Origin of the sequence: Arthrobacter sp. cf158 (assembly GCF_900106835.1) — a bacterium.
Taxonomy (GTDB): Bacteria; Actinomycetota; Actinomycetes; order Actinomycetales; family Micrococcaceae; genus Arthrobacter.
In genome coordinates, this window is record NZ_FNNR01000003.1 from 50,305 (window position 1) to 72,362 (window position 22,058).

The 22,058-nt window shown below is 60.7% G+C and carries 24 protein-coding genes and 2 tRNA genes; 20 read left to right on the forward strand and 6 right to left on the reverse strand.

Annotated elements, in window-relative coordinates; genetic code table 11:
- Positions 1-4: 4 nt before the first annotated feature.
- The 4 genes from nadD to BLW08_RS06265 all read left to right on the forward strand — a co-directional run bounded on the left by nadD (position 5) and on the right by BLW08_RS06265 (position 2,532).
- Complete coding sequence (nadD, locus tag BLW08_RS06250) at positions 5-676, forward strand: nicotinate-nucleotide adenylyltransferase (RefSeq protein ID WP_256212853.1); 672 nt, start codon at positions 5-7, stop codon at positions 674-676.
- A gap of 7 nt (positions 677-683) precedes the next feature.
- Positions 684-1,877 (forward strand): hypothetical protein, encoded by a 1,194-nt coding sequence (locus BLW08_RS06255; RefSeq protein WP_091323960.1) that lies wholly within the window; start codon positions 684-686, stop codon positions 1,875-1,877.
- Positions 1,878-1,935: 58 nt separating this feature from the next.
- Positions 1,936-2,340 carry a ribosome silencing factor gene (rsfS, locus tag BLW08_RS06260; protein ID WP_090825160.1) on the forward strand — a complete coding sequence of 135 codons (405 nt, stop codon included), beginning with the start codon at positions 1,936-1,938 and terminating at the stop codon, positions 2,338-2,340.
- A 116-nt stretch (positions 2,341-2,456) separates the two neighbouring features.
- Positions 2,457-2,532: transfer RNA gene (locus BLW08_RS06265), tRNA-Ala, on the forward strand.
- 74 nt (positions 2,533-2,606) lie between these two features.
- Here BLW08_RS06265 and BLW08_RS06270 read toward each other — a convergent pair.
- Positions 2,607-3,197, reverse strand: coding sequence for a ScbR family autoregulator-binding transcription factor (locus BLW08_RS06270; RefSeq protein WP_090825302.1), 591 nt, complete (start codon positions 3,195-3,197; stop codon positions 2,607-2,609).
- Positions 3,198-3,571: 374 nt separating this feature from the next.
- Between BLW08_RS06270 and BLW08_RS06275 the strand changes: the two genes are divergently transcribed.
- Positions 3,572-3,644, forward strand: a tRNA-Ala gene (locus BLW08_RS06275).
- A gap of 65 nt (positions 3,645-3,709) precedes the next feature.
- Here the strand turns inward: BLW08_RS06275 and BLW08_RS06280 are convergent.
- Positions 3,710-4,087 carry a cupin domain-containing protein gene (locus tag BLW08_RS06280; protein WP_090825158.1) on the reverse strand — a complete coding sequence of 126 codons (378 nt, stop codon included), beginning with the start codon at positions 4,085-4,087 and terminating at the stop codon, positions 3,710-3,712.
- Between the two features lie 227 nt (positions 4,088-4,314).
- Here BLW08_RS06280 and BLW08_RS06285 point away from each other — a divergent pair, with 227 nt between their 5' ends.
- The 5 genes from BLW08_RS06285 (at position 4,315) to BLW08_RS06305 (ending at position 9,974) form a co-directional block, all read left to right on the forward strand.
- Positions 4,315-5,436, forward strand: coding sequence for a class I SAM-dependent methyltransferase (locus BLW08_RS06285; RefSeq protein WP_175538625.1), 1,122 nt, complete (start codon positions 4,315-4,317; stop codon positions 5,434-5,436).
- Between the two features lie 222 nt (positions 5,437-5,658).
- The gene (locus tag BLW08_RS06290) at positions 5,659-6,858 is read left to right on the forward strand and encodes an ROK family transcriptional regulator (RefSeq protein ID WP_254779733.1); all 1,200 of its coding nucleotides are present in this window, start codon (positions 5,659-5,661) and stop codon (positions 6,856-6,858) included.
- A gap of 31 nt (positions 6,859-6,889) precedes the next feature.
- Positions 6,890-8,290, forward strand: a complete 1,401-nt coding sequence (locus tag BLW08_RS06295) for an extracellular solute-binding protein (RefSeq protein ID WP_091323964.1) — start codon at positions 6,890-6,892, stop codon at positions 8,288-8,290.
- Positions 8,287-9,156 (forward strand): carbohydrate ABC transporter permease, encoded by an 870-nt coding sequence (locus BLW08_RS06300; protein WP_090825154.1) that lies wholly within the window; start codon positions 8,287-8,289, stop codon positions 9,154-9,156. Before BLW08_RS06295 ends, BLW08_RS06300 begins: the two co-directional genes overlap by 4 nt.
- A complete protein-coding gene (locus BLW08_RS06305; protein ID WP_091323966.1) occupies positions 9,153-9,974 on the forward strand; it encodes a carbohydrate ABC transporter permease in 822 nt (273 codons plus the stop codon). Before BLW08_RS06300 ends, BLW08_RS06305 begins: the two co-directional genes overlap by 4 nt.
- Before the next feature lie 27 nt (positions 9,975-10,001).
- On the opposite strand, the gene BLW08_RS06310 is transcribed toward BLW08_RS06305, so the two are convergent.
- A complete protein-coding gene (locus tag BLW08_RS06310) occupies positions 10,002-10,235 on the reverse strand; it encodes a hypothetical protein (protein ID WP_091323967.1) in 234 nt (77 codons plus the stop codon).
- Between the two features lie 135 nt (positions 10,236-10,370).
- Between BLW08_RS06310 and BLW08_RS06315 the strand changes: the two genes are divergently transcribed.
- Genes BLW08_RS06315 through BLW08_RS06340 form a run of 6 tightly spaced genes read left to right on the forward strand, consistent with a single transcriptional unit; the run spans position 10,371 to position 15,443 of the window.
- The gene (locus tag BLW08_RS06315; protein ID WP_090825149.1) at positions 10,371-11,378 is read left to right on the forward strand and encodes an AAA family ATPase; all 1,008 of its coding nucleotides are present in this window, start codon (positions 10,371-10,373) and stop codon (positions 11,376-11,378) included.
- A gap of 11 nt (positions 11,379-11,389) precedes the next feature.
- Positions 11,390-12,316 (forward strand): DUF58 domain-containing protein, encoded by a 927-nt coding sequence (locus tag BLW08_RS06320; protein WP_091323969.1) that lies wholly within the window; start codon positions 11,390-11,392, stop codon positions 12,314-12,316.
- The gene (locus BLW08_RS06325) at positions 12,306-12,767 is read left to right on the forward strand and encodes a hypothetical protein (RefSeq protein WP_091323970.1); all 462 of its coding nucleotides are present in this window, start codon (positions 12,306-12,308) and stop codon (positions 12,765-12,767) included. Before BLW08_RS06320 ends, BLW08_RS06325 begins: the two co-directional genes overlap by 11 nt.
- Positions 12,758-13,750, forward strand: coding sequence for a vWA domain-containing protein (locus BLW08_RS06330; RefSeq protein ID WP_091323972.1), 993 nt, complete (start codon positions 12,758-12,760; stop codon positions 13,748-13,750). Before BLW08_RS06325 ends, BLW08_RS06330 begins: the two co-directional genes overlap by 10 nt.
- Positions 13,747-14,745 carry a vWA domain-containing protein gene (locus BLW08_RS06335; RefSeq protein ID WP_254779737.1) on the forward strand — a complete coding sequence of 333 codons (999 nt, stop codon included), beginning with the start codon at positions 13,747-13,749 and terminating at the stop codon, positions 14,743-14,745. The genes BLW08_RS06330 and BLW08_RS06335 overlap by 4 nt, the downstream gene beginning before the upstream one ends.
- The gene (locus BLW08_RS06340) at positions 14,742-15,443 is read left to right on the forward strand and encodes a hypothetical protein (protein ID WP_091323975.1); all 702 of its coding nucleotides are present in this window, start codon (positions 14,742-14,744) and stop codon (positions 15,441-15,443) included. The genes BLW08_RS06335 and BLW08_RS06340 overlap by 4 nt, the downstream gene beginning before the upstream one ends.
- A gap of 94 nt (positions 15,444-15,537) precedes the next feature.
- On the opposite strand, the gene BLW08_RS06345 is transcribed toward BLW08_RS06340, so the two are convergent.
- On the reverse strand, positions 15,538-16,044 hold the full coding sequence (locus BLW08_RS06345; protein WP_090825138.1) for a DUF2004 domain-containing protein: 507 nt from the start codon (positions 16,042-16,044) through the stop codon (positions 15,538-15,540).
- A gap of 50 nt (positions 16,045-16,094) precedes the next feature.
- A complete protein-coding gene (locus BLW08_RS06350; RefSeq protein ID WP_091323977.1) occupies positions 16,095-17,060 on the reverse strand; it encodes a LysR family transcriptional regulator in 966 nt (321 codons plus the stop codon).
- Positions 17,061-17,456: 396 nt separating this feature from the next.
- Here BLW08_RS06350 and nrdH point away from each other — a divergent pair, with 396 nt between their 5' ends.
- The 4 genes from nrdH to nrdF all read left to right on the forward strand — a co-directional run bounded on the left by nrdH (position 17,457) and on the right by nrdF (position 21,482).
- Positions 17,457-17,699, forward strand: a complete 243-nt coding sequence (gene nrdH / locus BLW08_RS06355; protein WP_011775022.1) for a glutaredoxin-like protein NrdH — start codon at positions 17,457-17,459, stop codon at positions 17,697-17,699.
- 63 nt (positions 17,700-17,762) lie between these two features.
- The gene (gene nrdI / locus BLW08_RS06360; protein WP_090825134.1) at positions 17,763-18,233 is read left to right on the forward strand and encodes a class Ib ribonucleoside-diphosphate reductase assembly flavoprotein NrdI; all 471 of its coding nucleotides are present in this window, start codon (positions 17,763-17,765) and stop codon (positions 18,231-18,233) included.
- Between the two features lie 11 nt (positions 18,234-18,244).
- Positions 18,245-20,386, forward strand: coding sequence for a class 1b ribonucleoside-diphosphate reductase subunit alpha (gene nrdE / locus BLW08_RS06365; protein WP_256212852.1), 2,142 nt, complete (start codon positions 18,245-18,247; stop codon positions 20,384-20,386).
- A 121-nt stretch (positions 20,387-20,507) separates the two neighbouring features.
- Positions 20,508-21,482 carry a class 1b ribonucleoside-diphosphate reductase subunit beta gene (nrdF, locus tag BLW08_RS06370; RefSeq protein WP_090825132.1) on the forward strand — a complete coding sequence of 325 codons (975 nt, stop codon included), beginning with the start codon at positions 20,508-20,510 and terminating at the stop codon, positions 21,480-21,482.
- Positions 21,483-21,566: 84 nt separating this feature from the next.
- On the opposite strand, the gene BLW08_RS24090 is transcribed toward nrdF, so the two are convergent.
- The coding region (locus BLW08_RS24090; protein ID WP_254779740.1) for an HNH endonuclease at positions 21,567-22,058 on the reverse strand (492 nt) is incomplete at its 5' end.

Sequence of the window (22,058 nt, forward strand, 5' to 3'; positions counted from 1 at the left end):
CATTATCGCCGCAACACCGCGTGGGGAGTCGGAGCGCAGGCTCCGGTTGGGCGTGATGGGTGGAACTTTTGATCCTATCCATCACGGCCACCTTGTGGCTGCAAGCGAAGTCGCAGCCAAGTTCGGCCTCGATGAAGTGGTTTTCGTGCCTACTGGCCAGCCCTGGCAGAAGTCGCACAAATTGGTCAGCGAACCTGAGCATCGCTACCTGATGACTGTGATTGCCACTGCGTCGAATCCCAGGTTTACGGTGAGCAGGGTAGACGTGGACCGCCCGGGTCCCACGTTCACGATTGATACACTCCGCGATCTCCGGGCGCAGCGTCCGGACGCGGACTTGTTCTTCATCACTGGAGCAGATGCTCTGGCCCAGATCCTTTCGTGGAAGGACGTGGACGAACTGTGGTCCTTGGCCCACTTCGTTGGCGTGACACGTCCGGGGCATGAACTGCACAGTATGGGCAGGGACGACGTCAGTTTGCTGGAGGTTCCTGCCATGGCGATTTCGTCCACGGACTGCCGGACCCGTGTGGGAGCGGGCAATCCTGTCTGGTATCTCGTTCCGGACGGAGTGGTGCAGTACATCGCCAAGTATGGACTGTATGCGGCGCAGCCTGTGTCAGGGGAGCTGTCGCCCGCATTGTCCGGATCAGACGACCAAGCACGTACTGAATGAGTTTTGAATGAGCAGCCAGGAACAGCGACCCATCCGCAGCAGGCGTGAGCTTCGGCTCGCCAGGGACGAGCAGCAGCCAGACGCAACCGCGGCCCCGGAGGCGGAGTCCGGTGCGGGTTCCAACCCCCCAAGCAGCCGCAATCGCCGTGCCGCTGATGCGCCGGTGGATGCTGTAGGGTCCGCTGCCCAAGAGCGGTCTTCCCAGATCCGCGCCCGTGATCGTGCCGCATTGCGCACCATCAAGGAATTGGCAGATAAGGAAGAGCAGCTGTCCGGCGGTGGCCCACCCACCCGTCGCCAACTTCGGCTCCAGCAACTCCAGGCTGAGGTCGCCACGTCAATGAACCCCATCGTTCCGGTGGCAGGTTCCGAGTCGGAGGCCGCCAAGGCTGACGCGGCCAAGGCGGAGGCGGCCCGCGAACCTGCCAAAGAACAGGCCCCGGGCCCTTCGGAATCTTCGTCCGAAGGCGCAGACGACAAGAAAAGTCCGTCCGAATCCGGGATGTCTGTGGAGCAGGCGCTTGCTGTCCGTGAGCTGATCGCTGCCCAGGTTCAGAACCAGACCGCAAAACTGGAGCACATTGCTGAGCAGGATCCGCTGGCCGTTGATCCGGCGGTTCTTGCAGAACAGATTGCCCTTGCAGAGCGCGCAGCTGTCATGAATAAGCGCGCCGCCGCCAAGCAGAAGCTTGCTGAGCAGAACCAGGCGGAGCGAAACAAGGGGGCTGCGGATAAGTCTCCAGGGAATGGCGCGTCGCCGGCTGCCACAGCAGGACCTTCCACGGCCAACAATCTGGCCATGGTGACTCCTTTGGAGTTCGTGAAGGTTCCCGGCGTGGAGCGGCCCGTCATGAAGCGGCCAAGCACCACGTTTGTGCCGCTGGTTACCTCGGCCGGTCCCAAGCTCGATGCCAACCAGTCGCAGGGCAAGAAGTCCGGTGCCCGAGGCCGGTCGGGAGTCCTGGCCCGGGCTGAGGCAGTTGCAAGGTCGGCACGGAAGAAGCCGGCAGCTCCGGTGGAAACCAGCGAAGAGACGCAGCGTCCGCCGATTTCGGCCAGTGCCGCCTATGGTCTCGACCCCTTGGACGTCAACACGGCCGGTTTGGCCAGGGCACAGCGAAACAGGCTGATGCAGTACGGCATCCTGGCGTTGGGCCTTGTTGCGCTCATCGTCGGCATCATCATGATCACCAGCGGCTAGTTCCGCTTACTAACGGCTCACGCCATACATCGGCCCCAGGCCACAACAAGGAGTTCCCGTGTCTGCACATGAACAATCAATAACCCTCGCCCGTCACGCCGCGCGTGCCGCGGCCGACAAGCTCGCAGAGGACATCGTCGCTCTGGACGTCAGCGAACGTTTGGCTCTGACTGACATTTTCCTGATTGCCTCAGCTCCTACAGAGCGCCAGGTCAACGCAATCGTCGATGGCATCGAGGAAGAACTGCTGAAGCAGGACCTTCGTCCGGTGCGTCGCGAGGGCCGCTCTGAAGGCCGCTGGGTCCTGTTGGACTATGCGGACATTGTGATCCACGTTCAGCACGCCGAGGACAGGGTCTTCTACGCCCTGGAGCGCCTGTGGAAGGACTGCCCTGTAGTGGACCTCGAACTGGGTGACGACGCCTCAGCAAAGGCCGCTGCAGTGGAGGACTCCGAGCACTAGGAACTGCCGGCATCCCGAATATGCCCGATTTGGAATTTTCGGAAATGCTGTTCTAAGATATTTGAGTTGCTTCGGCGTGGACGGCCGGAAGGCGGAACGGGAAGCAGCAAGAATATGGGGCTGTGGCGCAGCTGGTAGCGCACCTGCATGGCATGCAGGGGGTCAGGGGTTCGAGTCCCCTCAGCTCCACCAAGGGGTCCTGCTTTCCTTACGGAAGGCAGGACCTTTCACGTATCCCGGGAAACGCTGCTGTATTGCGGCTGTGTTCAGGTGGCAGGGCTGGATATCAGTGCCGGCATCATGAACTCCCACATTTGTTCGATCCTCAGTAGAACGTCCTCGCGGCCCGTCAGGACCTCGGAGACCATCTGAACGCCGGTGAAGGACGCAATCAAGTAGCGGGCAAATGCGGCCGGATCCAGGCTATCCCTGACAGTCCCATCCATCTTGGCCTGTTCCAGCAATTGCTCTGCGGTGTTGATCCAATCCTCGTACGGGCCGGAAACGTCGGCCTGGAAGGCGGATGCTTCAAAGGTGAGCCGGATACCGCCCTGGACGATCGGTTCGTCCAACAGTTGCTGTCCGAACATCCTGCAGAGTCCAATGATTTTCTCCAGCGCGGGATTGTCGGATGCAGCTATCAGCGAGCCGGACTCCTGCACCATGGCATGTTGTTCGTCGATGACCGCCAATGCCAGGTCGCGTTTGGACGTGAAGTGGAAGTACAGTGCGCCCTTGGTCACGCCCGCACGCTTGGTGATGTCAGTGAGGCTGGCGTTCCCGTAGCCGATTTCCGCGAATACCTTGGCGGCACCTTCAATAACGGCCAGCCGGGTGTCTTTCGCGCGTTGCTGCATGGGCGGTGGATGACCTTTCACTAACTCTGGGTTGGGGGCCGTGCGGGCGCCCACAGGACCTCATAACGCTATCATCGGCTTCACTGCCAGGCCGTGACAATAAACCGACTGGACGGTTTTGTTTTCCGGGCGGGAGATTCTAGACTTCAGGGGGAGCTGTGCCCGCCCGGGCGGCACGCTCACAGGCAGCCGGTTTGGGGGGAGGTGCGGTGGATTCGTCCAGCGCGCCTCGGCTGCCGAAGGACGGATTCGACCAGTCGGACCGCGTGATGCACTTCACGTTCCGGCGATTTCTCTTCTTAGCCGAATGTGGTTAGTATTGACGAGTTGCTTCGGCGGGAAGAGAAATACTTCCTCAAGAAAGCAGTAAATCCGGGGCTGTGGCGCAGCTGGTAGCGCACCTGCATGGCATGCAGGGGGTCAGGGGTTCGAGTCCCCTCAGCTCCACTTCGGAAAAAGACCCCGCTCATCTGAGCGGGGTCTTTTTGCTTGGTGTGCCCGGTACTTGGCGTCTAGTCAGGTGGCCGCGCGAACTCGGCGCCGCTGACGAACTCGACTCCTTGGAACGGTTGATCACCGACAACCCAGGCGTTGTGACCCGGCGGAATGGTGTACGAATCGCCGGCCGCAATACTGATCTTGCCGCCGTCGTTTGTTTCTACTTCCAAGGCGCCGGCGACGCAAAAACCGACGTGGCTCAGCTGGCAGGAATCGGTACCGACAACCGGTTTGATGCAGTCGGCCCATGTCCAGCCCGGTTCAAACGTCATGCGGCCGATTGTGTAGTCTCCTACAGTGACGAGGTCCAGCACGGTCTTCTCTGGACGCCGTGTTTCGTCGGGAGAATTGTGGGACTTTACTTCCAGGTTCGTGACAACATTGACACTCATGGTTTCTCGCAGGGGATGGGGGAGCCGGAAGATGATGGTCTCGGTGCCTGGCTCCGACGTTCGCCGTGACCTGTGCCTGCAAGTGTTGGGTTGTGGCATCAACCGAAACGACCAGCAGGTGTTTGCCTGATGCACTCCAGATTCCTCCCAAGCCCCTCTTAAGTCGAGACACTGCAGTCAAGTCGGGACACTGACGCAAGGAAAGCGAGAACCGCATCGTGACGGCTATGGAACGCGAAGCCCTTTTCGCAACGTTGAGCAGGCTTCCTGACGTAGAAGCGGACAACCTGCAGGCATATGACGCGACGGACAGGATTCTCCTGGATACTGCGGCGGACTTCGTCGGCCCGGACTCCAGGGTTGTTGTGATCGGTGACCGATATGGCGCCTTGACGCTCGGCGCGCTGGCGGGTCTCGGCGTCGGGCATGTGCGCGTCAACCAGGATCTCTTCAGCGGTAGGCTCGCGTTGCAGCGCAACGCCGCAGCGGCGGGCCTGGAGAATCGCTTCACCCAGTGCGAACTCGGAGGGGAGTTGTTGGGCGGCGCCGACCTGGTCCTCATCCAGTTGCCGAAGTCGCTGGCAGAATTGGAGGAAATCGCCGACGCCGTTGCGCGGTTTGCGGGGCCGCGGACAGTCCTGTTGGCGGGAGGCCGGGTCAAGCATATGTCCCTTGGCATGAACGCTGTGTTGGAGAAGTTCTTCGCTTCGGTTCAACCTCAGTTGGCCAGGCAGAAGTCCAGGGTGCTCGTGGCGAAGGATCCTCAACCAGTCTCTCCCACCGCGCCATTCCCCGTCACCGATTCCTTGCCTGAACTGGGGATCGCGGTGAGTGCCCATGGTGCAGTGTTCTCGGGTGCCCGCCTGGACATCGGAACGCGGTACCTGCTGACGTTCCTGGACCGCATTCCCGCCGCTGATCGCGTGGTTGACCTGGGCTGCGGGACGGGCATTCTGGCAACAATGTATGCACGACGCAACGAAGGCTCGCGCGTCATCGCTACGGATCAGTCGTGGGCAGCCGTGGCCTCGGCCAAAGGTACGGCACTGGCCAACGGCTCAGGGGATCGGATAACCGTCATCCACGACGACGCCATGTCCACCCTGGACACCGGAAGTATTGATCTGATCTTGTTGAACCCGCCGTTCCACCTCGGGGCCAGCGTCCATGCCGGTGCAGCGCTCAAGATGTTCGAGGCAGCCTCACGTGTCCTGGCGCCCGCGGGAGAGTTGTGGACGGTGTACAACAGTCATCTGCAGTACCGTGCGGCCCTGGAGCGCCTCATCGGGCCCACAACGGAGCAAGGCCGCAACCCGAAGTTTACGGTGATGCGCAGCATAAGATCGTGATGTCCGTCATCAAAAGGCGGTCCGAGGGGCCGTCGCATACAATTCAGTGTCATTGTTACCAACCCCGTACTCCGGTACCAGCGTGTGCTCGTATCCGCGGAGGCGGGGGTGTCGTACGATGCAGACACAGACTAAATTCGACGAAGTTTTTCCGAATGACGAGGGGCATCAGTGACTGAGATCCGGCAGCCGACACCGAGGCGCGGAACGAATCTACCCCGGATGGGGGACTTCAATCTGACCGTCATTCTGGAGGCCATCCGGCGATCATCCGGCGGCCTCAGCAGAGTTGAGCTGGCGCAGATTGTTGGGCTTTCCCCGCAAACGATTTCCAACATTTCCAGGCGGCTCCTGGACCAGCAGCTCATTGTCGAAGCCGGCAAGGAAGGCTCAGGGCCCGGGAAGCCGCGGACCATCCTGCGTCTGAACCCTGCGGGCATGTATGCCGTTGGCGTCCATTTGGATCCGGCCGTTATCACGTTCGTGGTGCTTGACCTGCTGGGGGACGTTGTCCGGCATTCGCGTATGGCGACCCCTGGTGGTGATCCGGCGGGAGTCATCACCAGCATCGCTGAACAGATCACGGTCCTCATCGAAGAGTCCGGTGTGGATGCCTCCAAGATCGCTGGGCTGGGCGTTGCGGTCCCTGGGCCGATCGACCTCGACGAAGGCTCCGTGGTGGAGCCTCCGCTCCTGACGCGTTGGAACAGGGTGCGTATCCGTGAAGCGCTGACCGAGGCAACGGGGCTGGAAACCTTGGTGGACAAGGACGTGACGAGTGCTGCGGTGGCCGAAACATGGGCCGGCGGAGCCAGCGGTGCCGGCAGCTTTGTTTTCATGTACATGGGAACCGGCATCGGTTGTGGCCTGGTGCTCAATGATGAAGTAGTCCGTGGCACGTCCGGAAACGCCGGAGAAATCGGACATATCGTAGTGGACCCTGACGGACCGCTGTGTGACTGCGGACAGCGCGGATGCGTCAAGTCTTCGTGTATCCCGCAGGTTGTTGTAGCCGAGGCGGAAGCAGCGGGAGTGCTTGATGGCCACCGCGAGGGCGCGGACGGTCCCGAAGTCCAGGAACGGTTCGCCGGGTTGTGCGACAAAGCTGATGCCGGAGACCCAAAGGCCATCGCCATCCTGGATAAGTCGGCAACGCTCGTGGCACGCGCCGTATCCGTAGTGACCAACGCCTTGGACGTGGAGCGAGTGGTCTTTGGCGGTCCTTTCTGGGGCAGGATGTCCCCATATTTCCTGGACAGGGTTCCAGGGCTGCTGGACAAGAACAACGCTGCCCGCATGATTCACGACCTCGAAGTCGTAGGGACCGGTGTGGGTGAAGACGTCGGCGCCATTGGTGCCGCGTGCCTGGTTCTGGAGCATATGCTGGCCCCTCGCGCGCAGCGGCTCCTTCTGGAGGGGTAAGCAAACAACACGTAAAACTGATTGGAGCACCATGCGCCGCCCAGTGAAGTTAGCGGGATTGACGTCGGCTGGAGTGAAGACGCTCGCAAGGAAGCTGACCGCCCTTGTTTCCGTCGCTGTGGTGGTAGCCGCTGCGTCTTCCTGTTCGTCGACGCCTGAAGGGGCAGAGAGCAAGACGCTGAAGATCGTCTACCAGAAAACCGACGCGTTCACGGCGCTTGATGCGGTCATGCAGGATGCCAAGAAGGAATTTGAAGCTGCCAACTCCGCCGTGACCGTGGAGCTGCAACCCATCCAGGCCAACGACGACGATTACGGGACCAAGCTGGCCCTGGCCCAGCGTTCCGCGGAAACAGCACCGGACGTTTTCTACGAGGACTCGTTCAAGGTGCGTTCCGACGTCGACGCCGGCTACCTCCTCAAACTGGATGGCTACCTCGAGAAATGGGACGACTGGTCTGTCTTCAACGAGGCAGCCAAGGCGGCCGGTAGGGCTGACGATGGCGGCATCTATGCTGTGCCGTTGGGCACCGATACCAGAGCCATTTGGTACAACAAGGCCGTGTTCCGGAACGCAGGCATTTCCCTGCCGTGGCAGCCGAAATCGTGGGAGGACATCCTGACTGCCGCGCGGGCCATCAAAGCCTCCGATCCCACCGTGATCCCTTTCAACATGTACGCAGGCAAGGGGACCGGTGAGGGAACGGTGATGCAGGGCTTCTATGAACTCCTCTATGGCACCGACAGCACGTTGTACGACGAGGATGAGAAGAAGTGGGTAGTGGGCTCCCAAGGCTTCACAGACTCGCTGGCTTTCCTGAAGACCCTTTACGACGAGAAACTGGCAGTCAGCCCGGCCGAAGCACTGGACCCGAACGTGTGGAAGAAGGTGTTCGGCGAATGGTTCCCCCAGGGAAAACTGGGGGCCACTGTAGAAGGTTCCTACACGCCGTCGTTCTGGCAAAAAGGCGGTGCCTACGAGTGGTCAGGCTATGAGCAGGACATGGCAGTAGCCACGTTCCCCACCCGGAATGGCCAGGACCCTGGTGGCGTCAGCATGTCCGGCGGTTGGACTCTTGCGGTAGGAGCGAAGAGCAAGAATCCTGATCTCGCCTTCAAGTTCCTTGCCACGGCACTGAACAAGAAAAATGCGTTGTCCTACGACATCAACAACTCGCAGATCGCCGTGCGCACGGACGTCGCATCGGAAGCCGATTACCTGGCGGCCAACCCCTTTGTTAAAGATGTTTCGGATTTGGTGGCAGTGACCCATTACCGTCCGGCCACTGCGGACTACCCGCGGATTTCCACTGCTGTCCAAGTGGCCACGGAAGCTGTCATCACGGGGAAGCAAAGCCCGGAGGATGCCGCTGCCGAATACGACGCCACCGTCCGCAAGCTCGTTGGTGAGGACAAGGTTCTGGAGAAATGACGATCCGCCGCTCGCTGCGGCTCCTTCCGGTAGTCCCGTCCATTCTCCTGCTTCTGGTGTTCCTCGTGGCCCCGGTGCTGTGGTCCTTCCATGCGTCCTTTACTGACGCCTCTTTGTCCGGCAAAGCCGCCAAGGACCCGCAGTGGGTTGGCACAGACAATTACGTTCGGATGTTCAGCGACGACTCCTTTCCGGCGGCTGCATGGCTGACCGTATTGTTTGTGGTGGCTTCGGCCGTGTTGGGCCAGAACATCCTGGGCTTGGTGATTGCCCTGTTGATGACGCGATCACGGCGGGCTGTGTCGCAGCTGGTAGGTACGGCAGTTGTTGCCGCATGGGTGCTACCGGAAATCGTCGCGGCGTTCGCCGCCTACGCTTACTTCAACCGAGACGGAACACTGAACCAAATGACGGGTTTTCTGGGAGCCCCGGGCGTGGATTGGTTGTATTCATTTCCGCTCGTTGCGATCATCCTGGCGAACACGTGGCGTGGAACAGCGTTCTCGATGCTGGTTTATCGGGCAGCCTTGGCTGATGTGCCACGGGACATCACTGAGTCTGCGCTCATGGATGGTGCCCGGGGCTGGCAGAGGCTCGTTTTCATCACGTTGCCACTGATCCGCAGCAGTATTGCCACCAACCTGATGCTGATCACGCTCCAAACCTTGGCTGTGTTTACGCTCATCTGGGTAATGACGGCCGGCGGCCCCGCCAATGCCAGTACCACCTTGCCGGTGTTGGCCTACCAGGAGGCGTTCAAGTTCGGCGACATTGGCTACGGCACTGCGGTGGCATCAGTGCTCATTCTGCTGGGGATGGTCTTCGGAGCGATATATGTTCGGCTCCTCCGGGAGCAGCGCGGATGAGGCGTTCCAAAGCCAAGCTGGGCGCGGACATGGCATTGGCTCTGATAGGAATGTGTTTTGTGGCGCCGTTGCTGTGGTTGCTGCTGGCCGCCGTCGATCCCCAAGCCGGATACCAGGCCAAGGTGCCGTCCACGCCGTCGATTGCCAACTTCCGTGCTGTGCTGACCCCTGAACTGCTGCTCCAGCCCTTGGCCAACAGCTTTCTGTTGTCGGCAGGGACAGCGGTGGTGAACCTGCTGGCCGCAGTGTTGGCGGCGTATCCCTTATCCAGATATCAATCGCGCTTCAACAAGCCGTTCATGCACACGGTCCTGTTTGGCACATCGTTGCCCGTTACGGCAATCATGGTGCCCGTCTACGGGTTGTTCGTTCAGCTGCAGTTGCTGGATTCCATGGCAGCAACCGTTTTCTTTATGGCCACAACCACACTGCCGATGGCCATCTGGATGACCAAGAACTTCATGGATTCCGTCCCCCTGGAACTGGAGGAAGCTGCGTGGATGGATGGGGCTTCGGCAATGACGGCCTTGCGGACCATCGTCATGCCGCTCATGAGGCAAGGACTCGGTGTGGTTTTCATCTTCGTCTTCATCCAGGCCTGGGGAAACTTCTTTGTGCCCTTCATCCTGCTTCTGTCTCCGGCCAAACAGCCGGCGGCAGTCTCCATCTTCAGTTTCTTTGGCCAGCACGGCGCGATTGCCTACGGCCAATTGGCCGCTTTCTCCATCCTTTATTCTCTCCCGGTGCTGTTGCTCTACGCGTTGGTGTCCCGGGGCATGGGGAATTCCTTTGCCCTCTCCGGGGCCATCAAGGGATAGCCCGCGCCCGTGGGAGGTGGTGCCGGGTCAGTCGATGTCCTCGATGATTTCCCCGTAGGGAATGGACTCGTCCAGATGGGCCTGGTGCCCGGTTGGTCCCCTGTTGAACGTGATCCGGACTCCGTGACGTTGGTCCGCGGCTGATTGCAGAAGAACGGGTCGGACGGCGTCAACGACGTGCTGGTCCTGGGATGCGAGGTAGCTCTGATAGGCGGCTGGTAGCTGATGCATGGCAAAAGGATAGACCCAGGAAGAGTGCATGGGGAGGGGTCCCCATTGCGGACCTGAACCGGCCCGACTTGGATAGAGTGGCCGATGCAGGCAAAAGCACCCGGTGCCCGGCACCCAGCGCGTTCGGCCTGCCGCGATACGCATACGCCAGCGAGGAGACCACGAGTGCACCAGACCACAGCCACGGCCGGCATCGACGCACCGGACATGGCCCGTGCGCAGCAACTCGTGGGCAGCATTGTCCGCAGTTTCGAGAACAAGGTGGTGGGCCAGGCCAGGTTGCGGGAAACCCTGGTGATCGGTCTTCTGACTGGTGGCCATGTCCTGCTGGAGAGTGTTCCTGGACTGGCCAAAACCACAGCGGCGCAGGCCATAGCGGAGTCCGTCAGTGCCGAGTTCCGCAGGATCCAATGCACGCCGGACCTGCTGCCCAGCGACATCGCCGGAACCCAGATTTTCGACGCAGCCAAAGGTACCTTCGTCACTCAGTTGGGCCCGGTGCACGCCAACATTGTCCTGTTGGACGAGATCAACCGCTCCAGTGCCAAGACGCAGAGCGCCATGCTTGAAGCCATGCAGGAACGGCAGACGTCCATAGGCGGCGAGTCCTACCCCTTGCCAAAACCGTTCCTGGTGCTGGCAACCCAGAATCCCATCGAGCAGGAGGGGACCTATCGCCTGCCCGAAGCGCAGATGGACCGCTTCATGCTTAAAGACGTCTTGGATTATCCGAGCCCGGCTGAGGAGGCAGAAGTCATCCGGCGTATCGATGCCGGTGTATACAGCTCCGAGCAGAAGCCCCCGGCTGCTGCCTCCCTTGACGCTGTGGTCCAGGTCCAGGAATTGGTGCGGCGCGTCTACATCGATCCTGCCATTGTGAGGTACATAGTGGGCCTGGCATACGTCACCCGCAATGCTTCCCAGTACTTGGAGCCCCGCCTCGCCAACCTCGTGGAGTTCGGAGCCAGCCCGCGCGCGAGCATCGCCTTCAGCCAGGCTGCCAGGGCGCTGGCGCTCATCAGCGGGAGGGACCATGTGATTCCCGAGGACGTCAAGAACCTGGCGCATCGCATCCTGCGCCACCGCGTCATTCTTGGGTTCGACGCTGTGGTGGAAGGCATTGCAGTGGAAACAGTCATCGATGCCGTGCTGTCATCCGTGCAGACTCCGTAGCGGAGCTGCACGTGCCCAGTCTTCTCCGACGCATCAAGTCGAAGATGTTCATTTTCGCCCACCGCAGGACTCTTTCCCTCCTTGACGGTGAGTACGGCTCAGTCTTCAAGGGCCGCAGCCTGGACTTTGACGAACTGCGCGCCTATGTCCCCGGCGATGAAGTCAGGGATATCGATTGGAAAGCCACGGCACGTCACGGCTCACCGTTGGTTAAGCGCTATGTAGCGGTTCGCAGGCATTCAGTCCTGCTGATGATGGATACCGGACGGAACCTCGCCGCACGATCGCTGTCCGGGGAGCCCAAGAAGGACGTAGCCGTCCATGCGGCCGGCGTCCTGGGATATCTCGCCAGCCGTCACGGCGACGACATCGGCCTGCTGCATGGAGACGCGGCGGGATCCAAGTACATCCCGCCCCGCAATGGGGAAGAGCATCTGGAGCGGCTGCTCCGGGAAGTGGACGCCAACGCCCCTTGCACCGGTGCCAGCAACATCGCAGAGCAGCTCGATTACGTCCTGAGATACCTGAAGGGGCGGCTCCTCATTGTCGCCGTGGCCGACGAGTTCCTGCCCGATACCCGAACCGTGAGCCTGATGCGTCGACTCAGTGCGCGTCACGAAGTTCTCTGGCTCACCATCCGGGACGCAGATCTTGCTCCGGAGGACGCGGAGAAGGCGCTGGACAGCTTCGACGTCGGGACGGGGCAGGGGATTCCGATGCCACTCGCGATGGACGCCACGGTGCGGGCCGCTTACGCCGCCGCAATGCTGGACAGGGATGAAAGCCGCAGGAACATCTTCCGCACCGTGGGGATTGCCGAGGAACAAACCACCGGCAGCGAAGATGTTCTGACGGCCGTCTTTGCCCTTCTTGAGAAACACCGCTCGGGCGCAATGTCTGCCAGGAGCTCCGGCAAGGATGGTGCCAATGCAGGATGACGCCGGCTTTTACGCGCCACTGCACTATCAACAGCACTGGTTGTGGCTCGGGTTGATGCTCGTGGTGCTTATGGTGGTTTGGTACCTCTGGCTCTTGTGGCCGACCGGAAAGAAAGTGCCAGTCAACCACAGAACAACAGTGCTGGACTTGAACGCACTGCAGACGGCGTGCCTCACCCACATTGAGGCCACCCTTGAGGACGTCGACGCCGGCCGGCTCCCCGGGCGGGCCGCCCACCAGAGACTCAGCTTCCTCGTGCGGAACTTCGCCGCCGCAGCCACCGGCCTGCCGGTCACCTCCATGACGCTGGAGGAACTGCGTCACCACGGTCTTGATCACCTCGCGACGGGAATCGCGACAATCTATCCCAACGAGTTCGCCCCCGTACCCATCCAGTCCGTGCGCCGCTCGGCAGAGACAGCACGCCAGGTGGTGCTGGAATGGAACTGAGCTACTGGTGGATCCTTCCGCTTGCCGCCACAGCAGTGGCGATCGCCGCATGGCTGTCCCGCCGCCGTCGTCCGTCACGGAACAGGGCCATTGCACACGGTGGGCGACTCACGGACCTTCCGGAGTACCAAAGAGCCTTGCGCCGGCACCGGGCACGGCTGGCGCTCGCCGTCGTCCTGGGAGCGGTGTTCCTGGCGGCCACCGCCACCGCAGCAGCCAGGCCCGCCCAGCGCAGCACGGAACAGCCCGAAATCCGTAACAGGGACATCGTGCTGTGTCTGGATGTCTCCGGCTCCATGACCAGCACAGACGCAGCGATCGCCGGTGTGTTCCAGAAACTCGCCAAGGAATTCGACGGCGAAAGAATCGGCATGGTCATTTTCGACAGCAGCAGCGTGCAACTCTTCCCCCTCACCGATGACTACGACTACGCGGCAGAGCAACTCAAGCAAGCCACGGAAGCCCTGGACGACGGAGCCGGATCATTCTTTGACGGGACGTGGAACGGCGATGGCTCTTCCCTCATCGGCGACGGACTGGCCACGTGTGTGCAGAGCTTCCCGGACACCGAAGGTTCGGCCGCTATACCGGGGGACTCCAAGCGCTCCCGCTCCGTGGTCCTGGCCACGGACAACTTCCTGTCCGGGGAACCCATCTTCACCCTGGAGGAGGCAGCCACGCTGGCCGCCGCCAAGAACGTGAAGGTCCACGCCCTCAACCCGGCGGACATGGACTACGGAGACCAGCCCGATCAGCCCGGCACCCAACTCAGAGCCTCCACCGAACACACGGGTGGCACGTATTTCACCCTGGACAGCCCGGACGCCGTGCCGGGCATCGTCCACAAGGTGCAGGAGACGGAGGCCACCAGCTACACCGCAGCGCCCCAGGCAGTGGTAGCCGATGCGCCCGCCTTGCCGCTTGGAATCGCATTCGTGGCAGGCGCCGGACTCCTGGTCCTCGGATGGCGGCTGGAACCGTGACATTCGCACCAATCCTGCCGTGGCCTGTGATTGCCCTCGCCTTCGTGTGCGTGTTGGCGTTTACGGGGTGGGCAGTGGCGACCACACGCGGAACCCCTCACCACCGTCCGGCGCGGAATACCGCGTTCCGGTGTGCCGCCGTCGTACTTCTTCTTCTCGCTGCCCTGCGTCCCGGCTTGCCGGGTGGCCACAGCCAAACCGCGGCCGCCGACATGGACGTGTATTTTGTGGTGGACACCAGTACCAGCATGGCCGCGGAGGATTACAACGGAGCTGAAACCCGGCTGTCCGGCGTTCGGAAGGACGTCATGGCTGTCGCCAAGGAACTTGCCGGAGCGAAGTTCGCCCTGATCACCTTTGACAGCAAAGCAAGCGTTCGCATGCCCCTCACCGGGGACGCCACCGCGCTGCAAACCGCCATGACAACGCTCCAACCACAAAACACCCGGTATGCCAAGGGCAGCAGCGTGACAGGAGCCTCCCAGCTCCTGAAGGAAAAGATCGCCGCCGCCCACAAGGAACACCCGGGACGTCCGGCACTGGTGTTTTATGCAGGAGACGGCGAGAACACCAGTGCGGACGCGCCGGCGCCGATGGATGCATCCAACGTCGCCGGGGGAGCGGTGCTCGGATATGGGACAGCCGAAGGCGGGCGAATGAAGGAAACAACAGACGCCGACGCCGGATACGTCAGGGACAAAACGTCAGACACCACGCGCGACGCTGTCTCCAAGGCTGACGAAGCACAGCTACGCAGCATCGCAGAGCAACTCAAGGTTCCTTATTCCCATAGAACGGGTACCGCGCCCACCTCAGACATGCTTGGCAAGGCGCAACCGGGTGCATTGGTGGCGAACGGGGACGGGCCCGGACGAGTGGAACTCTATTGGCTGCTTGCGCTCGCCGCCTTCCTCGTTGCCCTGAATGAGCCGCTGCGGCACCTCGGCGCGCTCCTGAACCTGCGAAGTGCACAGCAGAAGGAGCCCTACGCATGACCCACAACAAAGCCCGACGGCGGCACCGGCTGGCGCTGTGGTCCGCGCCTGCCGCGCTGATCGCGCTCGCCGTTGCCGCGAAGCTGCTGAGTGTTGGTGTGCTGGGTGGCGCAGCTGCTGAGTCCTTCGCCACCGGTCAGAGTGACGGGGTGGGCCGGGCAGCAGCTTGGCTCGGCGTCGCGAACGTCCTTGAACCCCATAAAGCACTGTTCGCGTCCGGCGACGCGCACGTTCTCGGCGGGGACTTTGCGGCTGCCCGTGAGGACTTCGAAGCTTCCCTGCGGGCAGGAGCCGGAGATGATGAGTGCAAGGTGCGCGTTAACCTGGTGCTGAGCATCGAGAAGCTGGGGGATGCAGCGGCCGATGCAGCTGCTGCCCGGTTGTTCCGGGAAGCCCTCAGCGCAGCGGGAGCAGCTCCGGGCCGCTGCCACGAAGCCGGCCCGGCGAACCAAACGGGGGAGGGTGCTGCCCTTGACTCGGCTGCCAAGCGCCTCGTAGCCAAAATCACCGAAAAGGACAAGCAACAAAGCGATGCGCAGCAGCCTTCTCCGGAGACTCCCTCCGCGCCCCAGCAACAGCAGCTGAAGCAACTGGAGGAGAGCGCTCAGCAGGCCCAGCAGGAACGCAACGAGGGCCAACAGCGGGGAGAGTACCTGCGGACCCCGGACAATGGACCCGGCATTGATAAGCCTTGGTGAACCATTCGGCGAAGAAGCCGCTACGCAAGCCAGGCACAACGACGGCGGCCGGCCATCCGAAAGGTGACCGGCCGCCGTCGGCGTTTAATTGCTATTACGACTCCCAGAGAATCTCGTCATCCACCACGCCGTCCTCGTCAGCAGCCACCACCAGCAGTTCGTCCGTGAAGTGGGAGCCGAGCGTGAAGTCCAGCACAAAGTAACGCTCCGGTTGTCCGGGGTAGATGGCGACATGGCCGAGTTTGAGTGCCTTCAGGAAGACGTCGTTGGTGAGCTGGCCTTTATCGCGGACGCCGAAGACAGATTCAAGCTGCTCTTCCTTGAGCTGGGAACAATGAAAGTGGAGGAACTGCTGAGGGTTGGTGCCGTCCTGGTCCAGCTCGTCGGCGATCATTTCCCTGACCTGGTCCACGAGTTCGGGGAGGAAACGCAAGCGATAATCAACCTTGCGCAGTGCGGCCTCGTCGAAGTGGTCGTGAGCGGCGACGTTGAGGTCCAATTCAAGCTGGTTGCCGCCGAGTTCGTGTCTGGCGACAAAGCAGTGTTCCCGCCCGTGGTTGAGCTCGATCTCCCCAAAATGTTTGCTCGCTACCTTGCCCATGTGATCAATCTAACCCCATCAACCGGCGGGTTCCAGCACTTGCGGATATTTCACCTGCGCCGTTGCGGACCCTTGACAGGCGCGGTTTTCAGGGGATGAAGGCCGCTCTTGCCGGACGTGTCACGGAGGGTGTCAGCGAGCATCTGGGTGAACAGCTGGACCTGTGCGGTGCGCTTCTCATTGATGAGCAGAGCAAACACATTGCGTGCCAGCCGGATATCCGGAACGTCAAGAACCACGACGCCGGGCGGCCGGTTCCGGAGCGCGAGTTCAGGTACCAGCGAGGCGCCAAGGCCGGCGGCAGTCATTTCCAGACTCGCATGGAAGTCATCACTGTAAGCAACAACACGTGGGTGCAGATTGCAGCTGGCGAACAGGCGTTCGATCACCAGGGCGTCACTGGTCCCGGGGTGGTGGACAATCCAGGGCATGTCCGAAAGATGGGCAGCCTCAATCTCGGCATCCTCACGGATCTTCCACGATGCCGGCAGGACAACCCTGAAATCGTCGTCGCCGATCCACTGGCGCTCCAATGAATGAGGCCAGGCCAATCCGGACTGGCCCACCTGGTAAACGAGCGCCACATCCAGTTCACCTCCGCTCCGAAGCCCCTGGATGGTTTGGGCGGGCTCGGCCACTGACACTTTCAGCTCAATACCCAAGCCGTTCCACCGCTCATTCCGGAGGATGTCCGGGAGTACATACGTGGCCAGGCTGGGAAAGATGCCCAGCCGGAGTTCCTGGGCGGGGGAATCGTTCGTCCTGGAGGCCGCGGCCAGCAGGGCCTCGACGTCCGTGAGGACCTTCGATGCGTGCCGTGTCATGGTCAGGGCGGCTTCTGTGGGGACAACGCTGCGCGCTGACCGCTGGAACAGCTCGACGCCGGTATCACGTTCCAGCGCAGCCATCTGTTGGGAGACTGCCGAGGCTGTGTAGCCCAATTGGGTGGCGGCGGCTGCGAAGGAACCCAGCCGGGTTACCTCCAGCAGCGTCCGGAGGTGGAGGAGGTTGACCATCAGCAGATTTTAGCTGTTCGCCACGCCACATTTTCAAAGTGTCACGACACGCCGTATCCGTGCGACACGCTGAAGATTAAATGTGGCTAAGTAGTCCACAGGGTGTGGATGACCTCTCTCAATTTGGCGGAATCACGGACATTTTGAAGGCCCTTGCCTGTGGACGAGCGGTGGATTGAATGACATACTTGTAATACATCATCTTGGGGTTCCAGTTCGACGCTTGCACTACATGTAGTATCGATTTACGGATTGAGCGGGAAACCAGCCCAAGACAAAATCAGAGCGTGTTGGCTGTCACGGCAGCCCGCGGGCCGGTATCGGATTCAGTAGTTAGTTCCGGTTGAGCCCGCCAGATACGAAGAGCGACAGACTTCAACTAAGGGGACAGGGATCATGACCGTAACGGTTTACACGAAGCCGGCCTGTGTTCAGTGCAACGCAACTTACCGGGCACTCGACAAGAAGGGCATTGCCTACCAGAGTGTCGACATCTCCCAGGATGCCGAGGCCCTCGAGCGTCTCAAGGCATTGGGTTACATGCAGGCTCCGGTTGTTGTGACCGAGCAGGACCACTGGTCTGGTTTCCGCCCGGACAAGATCGAGGAACTGGCCCAGGCCGTTTCCTCCGTGGCCTAAGTTTTCACTCAAACTTCGCCACCGCAGCACACCAAGAATTCCTATGTAGTTGAGGTGACTCCCATGGCACCGCTGGCAGCGGCAACCGCACGCGATGTGACGGAAGCTGTCACCACGAGGAGTCACCTCATCTACTTTTCCTCGACATCCGAGAACACTAAACGATTCGTCCAGAAACTGGGCCTGGACGCAGCGCGCATTCCGCTCTATGCCCAGGAAGCCCCGCTTCAGGCCCTTGAACCCTTCGTCCTCGTCCTGCCTACGTATGGCGGAACAAACGGTGAAGGCTCGGTGCCGAAGCAGGTCATCAGGTTTTTGAACAATCCCGGGAACAGGGAACTGATCCGGGGTGTTATCGGGGCAGGGAACACTAATTTCGCGGACAACTACTGCGCGGCGGGGGACATCATTTCCGTTAAGTGCAAGGTGCCGCATCTTTACAAATTTGAACTCATGGGGACGCCAGAAGACGTCCAACGGGTCAACGAAGGGCTGGAAAAGTTTTGGACACAACTGTCGCAGAAACAGAAGTAACCGGGAGCGCTGTGGACACGGCCAAGAAGCCATTGCCTGAGGCTTACAAGGGCTTGGGCTATCACGAACTCAACGCCATGCTGAACCTCTACGGCCCGAACGGTGAAATCCAGTTCGAAGCCGATCGCGAAGCTGCTCACCAGTACTTCCTGCAGCACGTGAACAACAACACCGTGTTCTTCCACGACCTTGAAGAGAAGCTCGACTACCTGGTGAAGAACCAGTACTACGAGCGCGAAACTCTCGACCAGTACACGATGAACTTCATCCGGGACCTCTTCAACCGTGCGTACAAGAAGAAGTTCCGCTTTGAGACCTTCCTCGGTGCGTTCAAGTTCTACACGTCCTACACACTGAAGACGTTCGATGGCAAGCGCTTCCTGGAGCGCTACGAGGACCGCGTGTGCATGGTTGCCCTGCACCTGGCCCGCGGCAACGAGGAACTGGCTAACCGTCTCGTTGATGAAATCATCGATGGCCGCTTCCAGCCGGCCACTCCCACGTTCCTCAACGCCGGCAAAGCCCAGCGCGGCGAGCTCGTCTCCTGCTTCCTGCTTCGCATCGAAGACAACATGGAGTCGATCGCCCGCGCCATCAACTCCGCGCTCCAGCTCTCCAAGCGTGGCGGCGGTGTTGCGCTTTCGCTCACCAACATCCGTGAGCACGGCGCTCCGATCAAGCAGATTGAAAACCAGTCCTCCGGCGTCATCCCCGTGATGAAGCTCCTCGAAGACAGCTTCTCCTACGCAAACCAGCTCGGTGCCCGCCAGGGCGCAGGCGCCGTGTACCTGCACGCCCACCACCCGGACATCCACCGCTTCCTGGACACCAAGCGTGAAAACGCCGACGAGAAGATCCGCATCAAGACCCTTTCCTTGGGCGTTGTGGTTCCGGACATCACGTTCGAGCTCGCCAAGAAGAACGAGGACATGTACCTCTTCTCCCCGTATGACGTCGAGAAGGTCTACGGTGTTCCGTTCTCCGACATTTCGGTGACCGAGAAGTACTACGAGATGGTTGACGATTCCCGGATCAAGAAGACCAAGATCAGTGCCCGCGAGTTCTTCCAGACACTCGCAGAGATCCAGTTCGAGTCCGGCTACCCGTACATCATGTTCGAGGACACCGTGAACCGGGCCAACCCGATCGACGGCAAGATCACCATGAGCAACCTGTGCTCGGAGATCCTCCAGGTTTCCTCGCCGTCCATTTACGCCGAAGACCTCAGCTACGAGACCGTGGGCAAGGACATCTCCTGCAACCTCGGTTCCATGAACATCGCCAAGACCATGGATTCGCCGGACTTCGGTCTCTCGATCGAGACGTCCATTCGTGCCCTTAGCGCTGTGTCCGACATGTCCTACATCAACTCTGTGCCGTCCATCGCCCAGGGCAATGCCCAGAGCCACGCGATCGGCCTTGGCCAGATGAACCTTCACGGCTACCTTGCCCGTGAGCACGTTCACTACGGTTCCGAAGAGGGCCTGGACTTCACCAACATTTACTTCTACACGGTGCTGTTCCACGCTCTGCGCGCTTCCAACCGGTTGGCCATTGAGACCGGCCAAAAGTTCGGCGGCTTCGAGAAGTCCACCTACGCCAGCGGCGAGTTCTTCGATAAGTACACCGAGCAGGAATGGGCTCCGGCAACGGAACGCGTTCAGGAGCTTTTCGCCGGCCACCACATCCCCACCCAGGATGACTGGCGCGAGTTGAAGGCCTCCGTCATGGAGCACGGCATTTACAACCAGAACCTGCAGGCCGTGCCGCCTACCGGTTCCATTAGCTACATCAACAACTCCACCTCGTCGATCCACCCGGTGGCCGCCAAGATCGAAATCCGCAAGGAAGGCAAGATCGGCCGCGTCTACTACCCGGCTCCGTACCTGACCAACGACAACCTGGAGTACTACCAGGATGCCTACGAAATCGGCTACGAGAAGATCATCGACACCTACGCCGCGGCCACGCAGCACGTTGACCAAGGCCTGTCCCTGACACTGTTCTTCAAGGACACCGCCACAACGCGTGACATCAACAAGGCGCAGATCTACGCATGGCGCAAGGGCATCAAGACTCTCTACTACATCCGTCTCCGCCAGCTCGCGCTGGAAGGGACCGAAGTTGAGGGCTGCGTCAGCTGCATGCTCTGATCAACCTTCCCAGGTTGAAAAATTAGCGGCAGCTGCCGCGCTCACAACTGAAAAGCACGACGGCGGGTCACCACTCGCCGTCGTACGCTTACCTTAAGAACCCAACGCTAAAGGGGATGAAATGACCGAAAAGGTCAAGCTGCTTAGCCACGTCGAGGCCATCAACTGGAACAAGATCCAGGACGACAAGGACGTGGAAGTCTGGAACCGACTGGTCAACAACTTCTGGCTTCCGGAGAAGGTGCCGCTGTCCAACGACGTCCAGTCGTGGCACACGCTGACGCCGGATGAGCAGCAGCTCACCATGCGCGTCTTCACCGGCCTCACTCTCTTGGACACGATCCAGGGCACGGTCGGCGCTGTTTCGCTGATCCCGGATGCGATCACCCCGCACGAAGAAGCTGTGTACACCAACATCGCCTTCATGGAGTCCGTGCACGCCAAGTCCTACTCGTCCATCTTCTCCACCCTGTGCTCCACCAAGGAGATTGACGACGCTTTCCGCTGGTCGCTCGAGAACGAGAACCTGCAGAAGAAGGCTCAGATCGTCATGGATTACTACCAGGGTGACGATCCCCTGAAGCGCAAGGTTGCCTCCACGTTGCTGGAGAGCTTCCTGTTCTACTCGGGCTTCTACCTGCCCATGTACTGGTCCTCGCGCGCCAAGCTCACGAACACGGCCGACCTTATCCGCCTGATCATTCGTGACGAGGCCGTGCACGGTTACTACATTGGATACAAGTTCCAGAAGGGCCTGGAGAAGGTTTCCGAGGCCCGCAAGCAGGAAATCAAGGATTACACGTTCGAGCTGCTCTTCGAGCTGTACGAAAACGAAGTCCAGTACACGCACGACCTTTACGACGGAGTCGGCCTGGCCGAGGACGTCAAGAAGTTCCTGCACTACAACGCCAACAAGGCACTCATGAACCTGGGCTACGAGGCCATGTTCCCGGCTTCTGTCACCGACGTGAACCCGGCTATCTTGTCAGCCCTGTCCCCGAACGCTGACGAGAACCACGACTTCTTCTCTGGCTCGGGCTCCTCCTACGTGATTGGCAAGGCTGTCAACACGGAGGACGAGGACTGGGAGTTCTAAACGCGTCTTCTTGAAGGCGGGCAGCGAGCAATCGCTGCCCGCCTTTCTGTTTAAGGGCACGTTCTTAGGCATGAAGGCCAGGCCTCAAGGGCTGTGACTACGTGGCACTCCTTGGCTGAGGGCGGGTGGTGGTTCGGGTATGAGTCGTTCCGCATAGAAGCTGCCCGGCAAAGGTGGGGCTTGGGATAGGTAGCTGTGGCCGGTGGGTGTGCGGATTTCGAGGGTGTGCCTGCCACCGGGCATGGTCTTGGTTTTGGTGGTCCAGCCGGGGTTTTCTTTGCTGTGGTTGCAGGCTTCGCAGAGGCCGGCTCCGTTGGCCAGGGTGGTGGTACCCCCTGCGTGCCAGGAGATGATGTGGTCGATGTGGCGGATGGGCGCGTCGCAGTACGGGGTGTGGCAGGTGTGGTCCCGGGTTTGAATGAAGCGTCTGAGTCGTGGTGGGAAGAGCCGGGCTTTGGAGTCCATGCTTAGCAGCTCGCCTGTTCCGGGTGCTGTGTAGAGCCGACGCAGCCACACGGTGAACTCATCATCCTGTCTGGAACTGGAACTGGAACTGGAACTGGAACTGGAACTGGA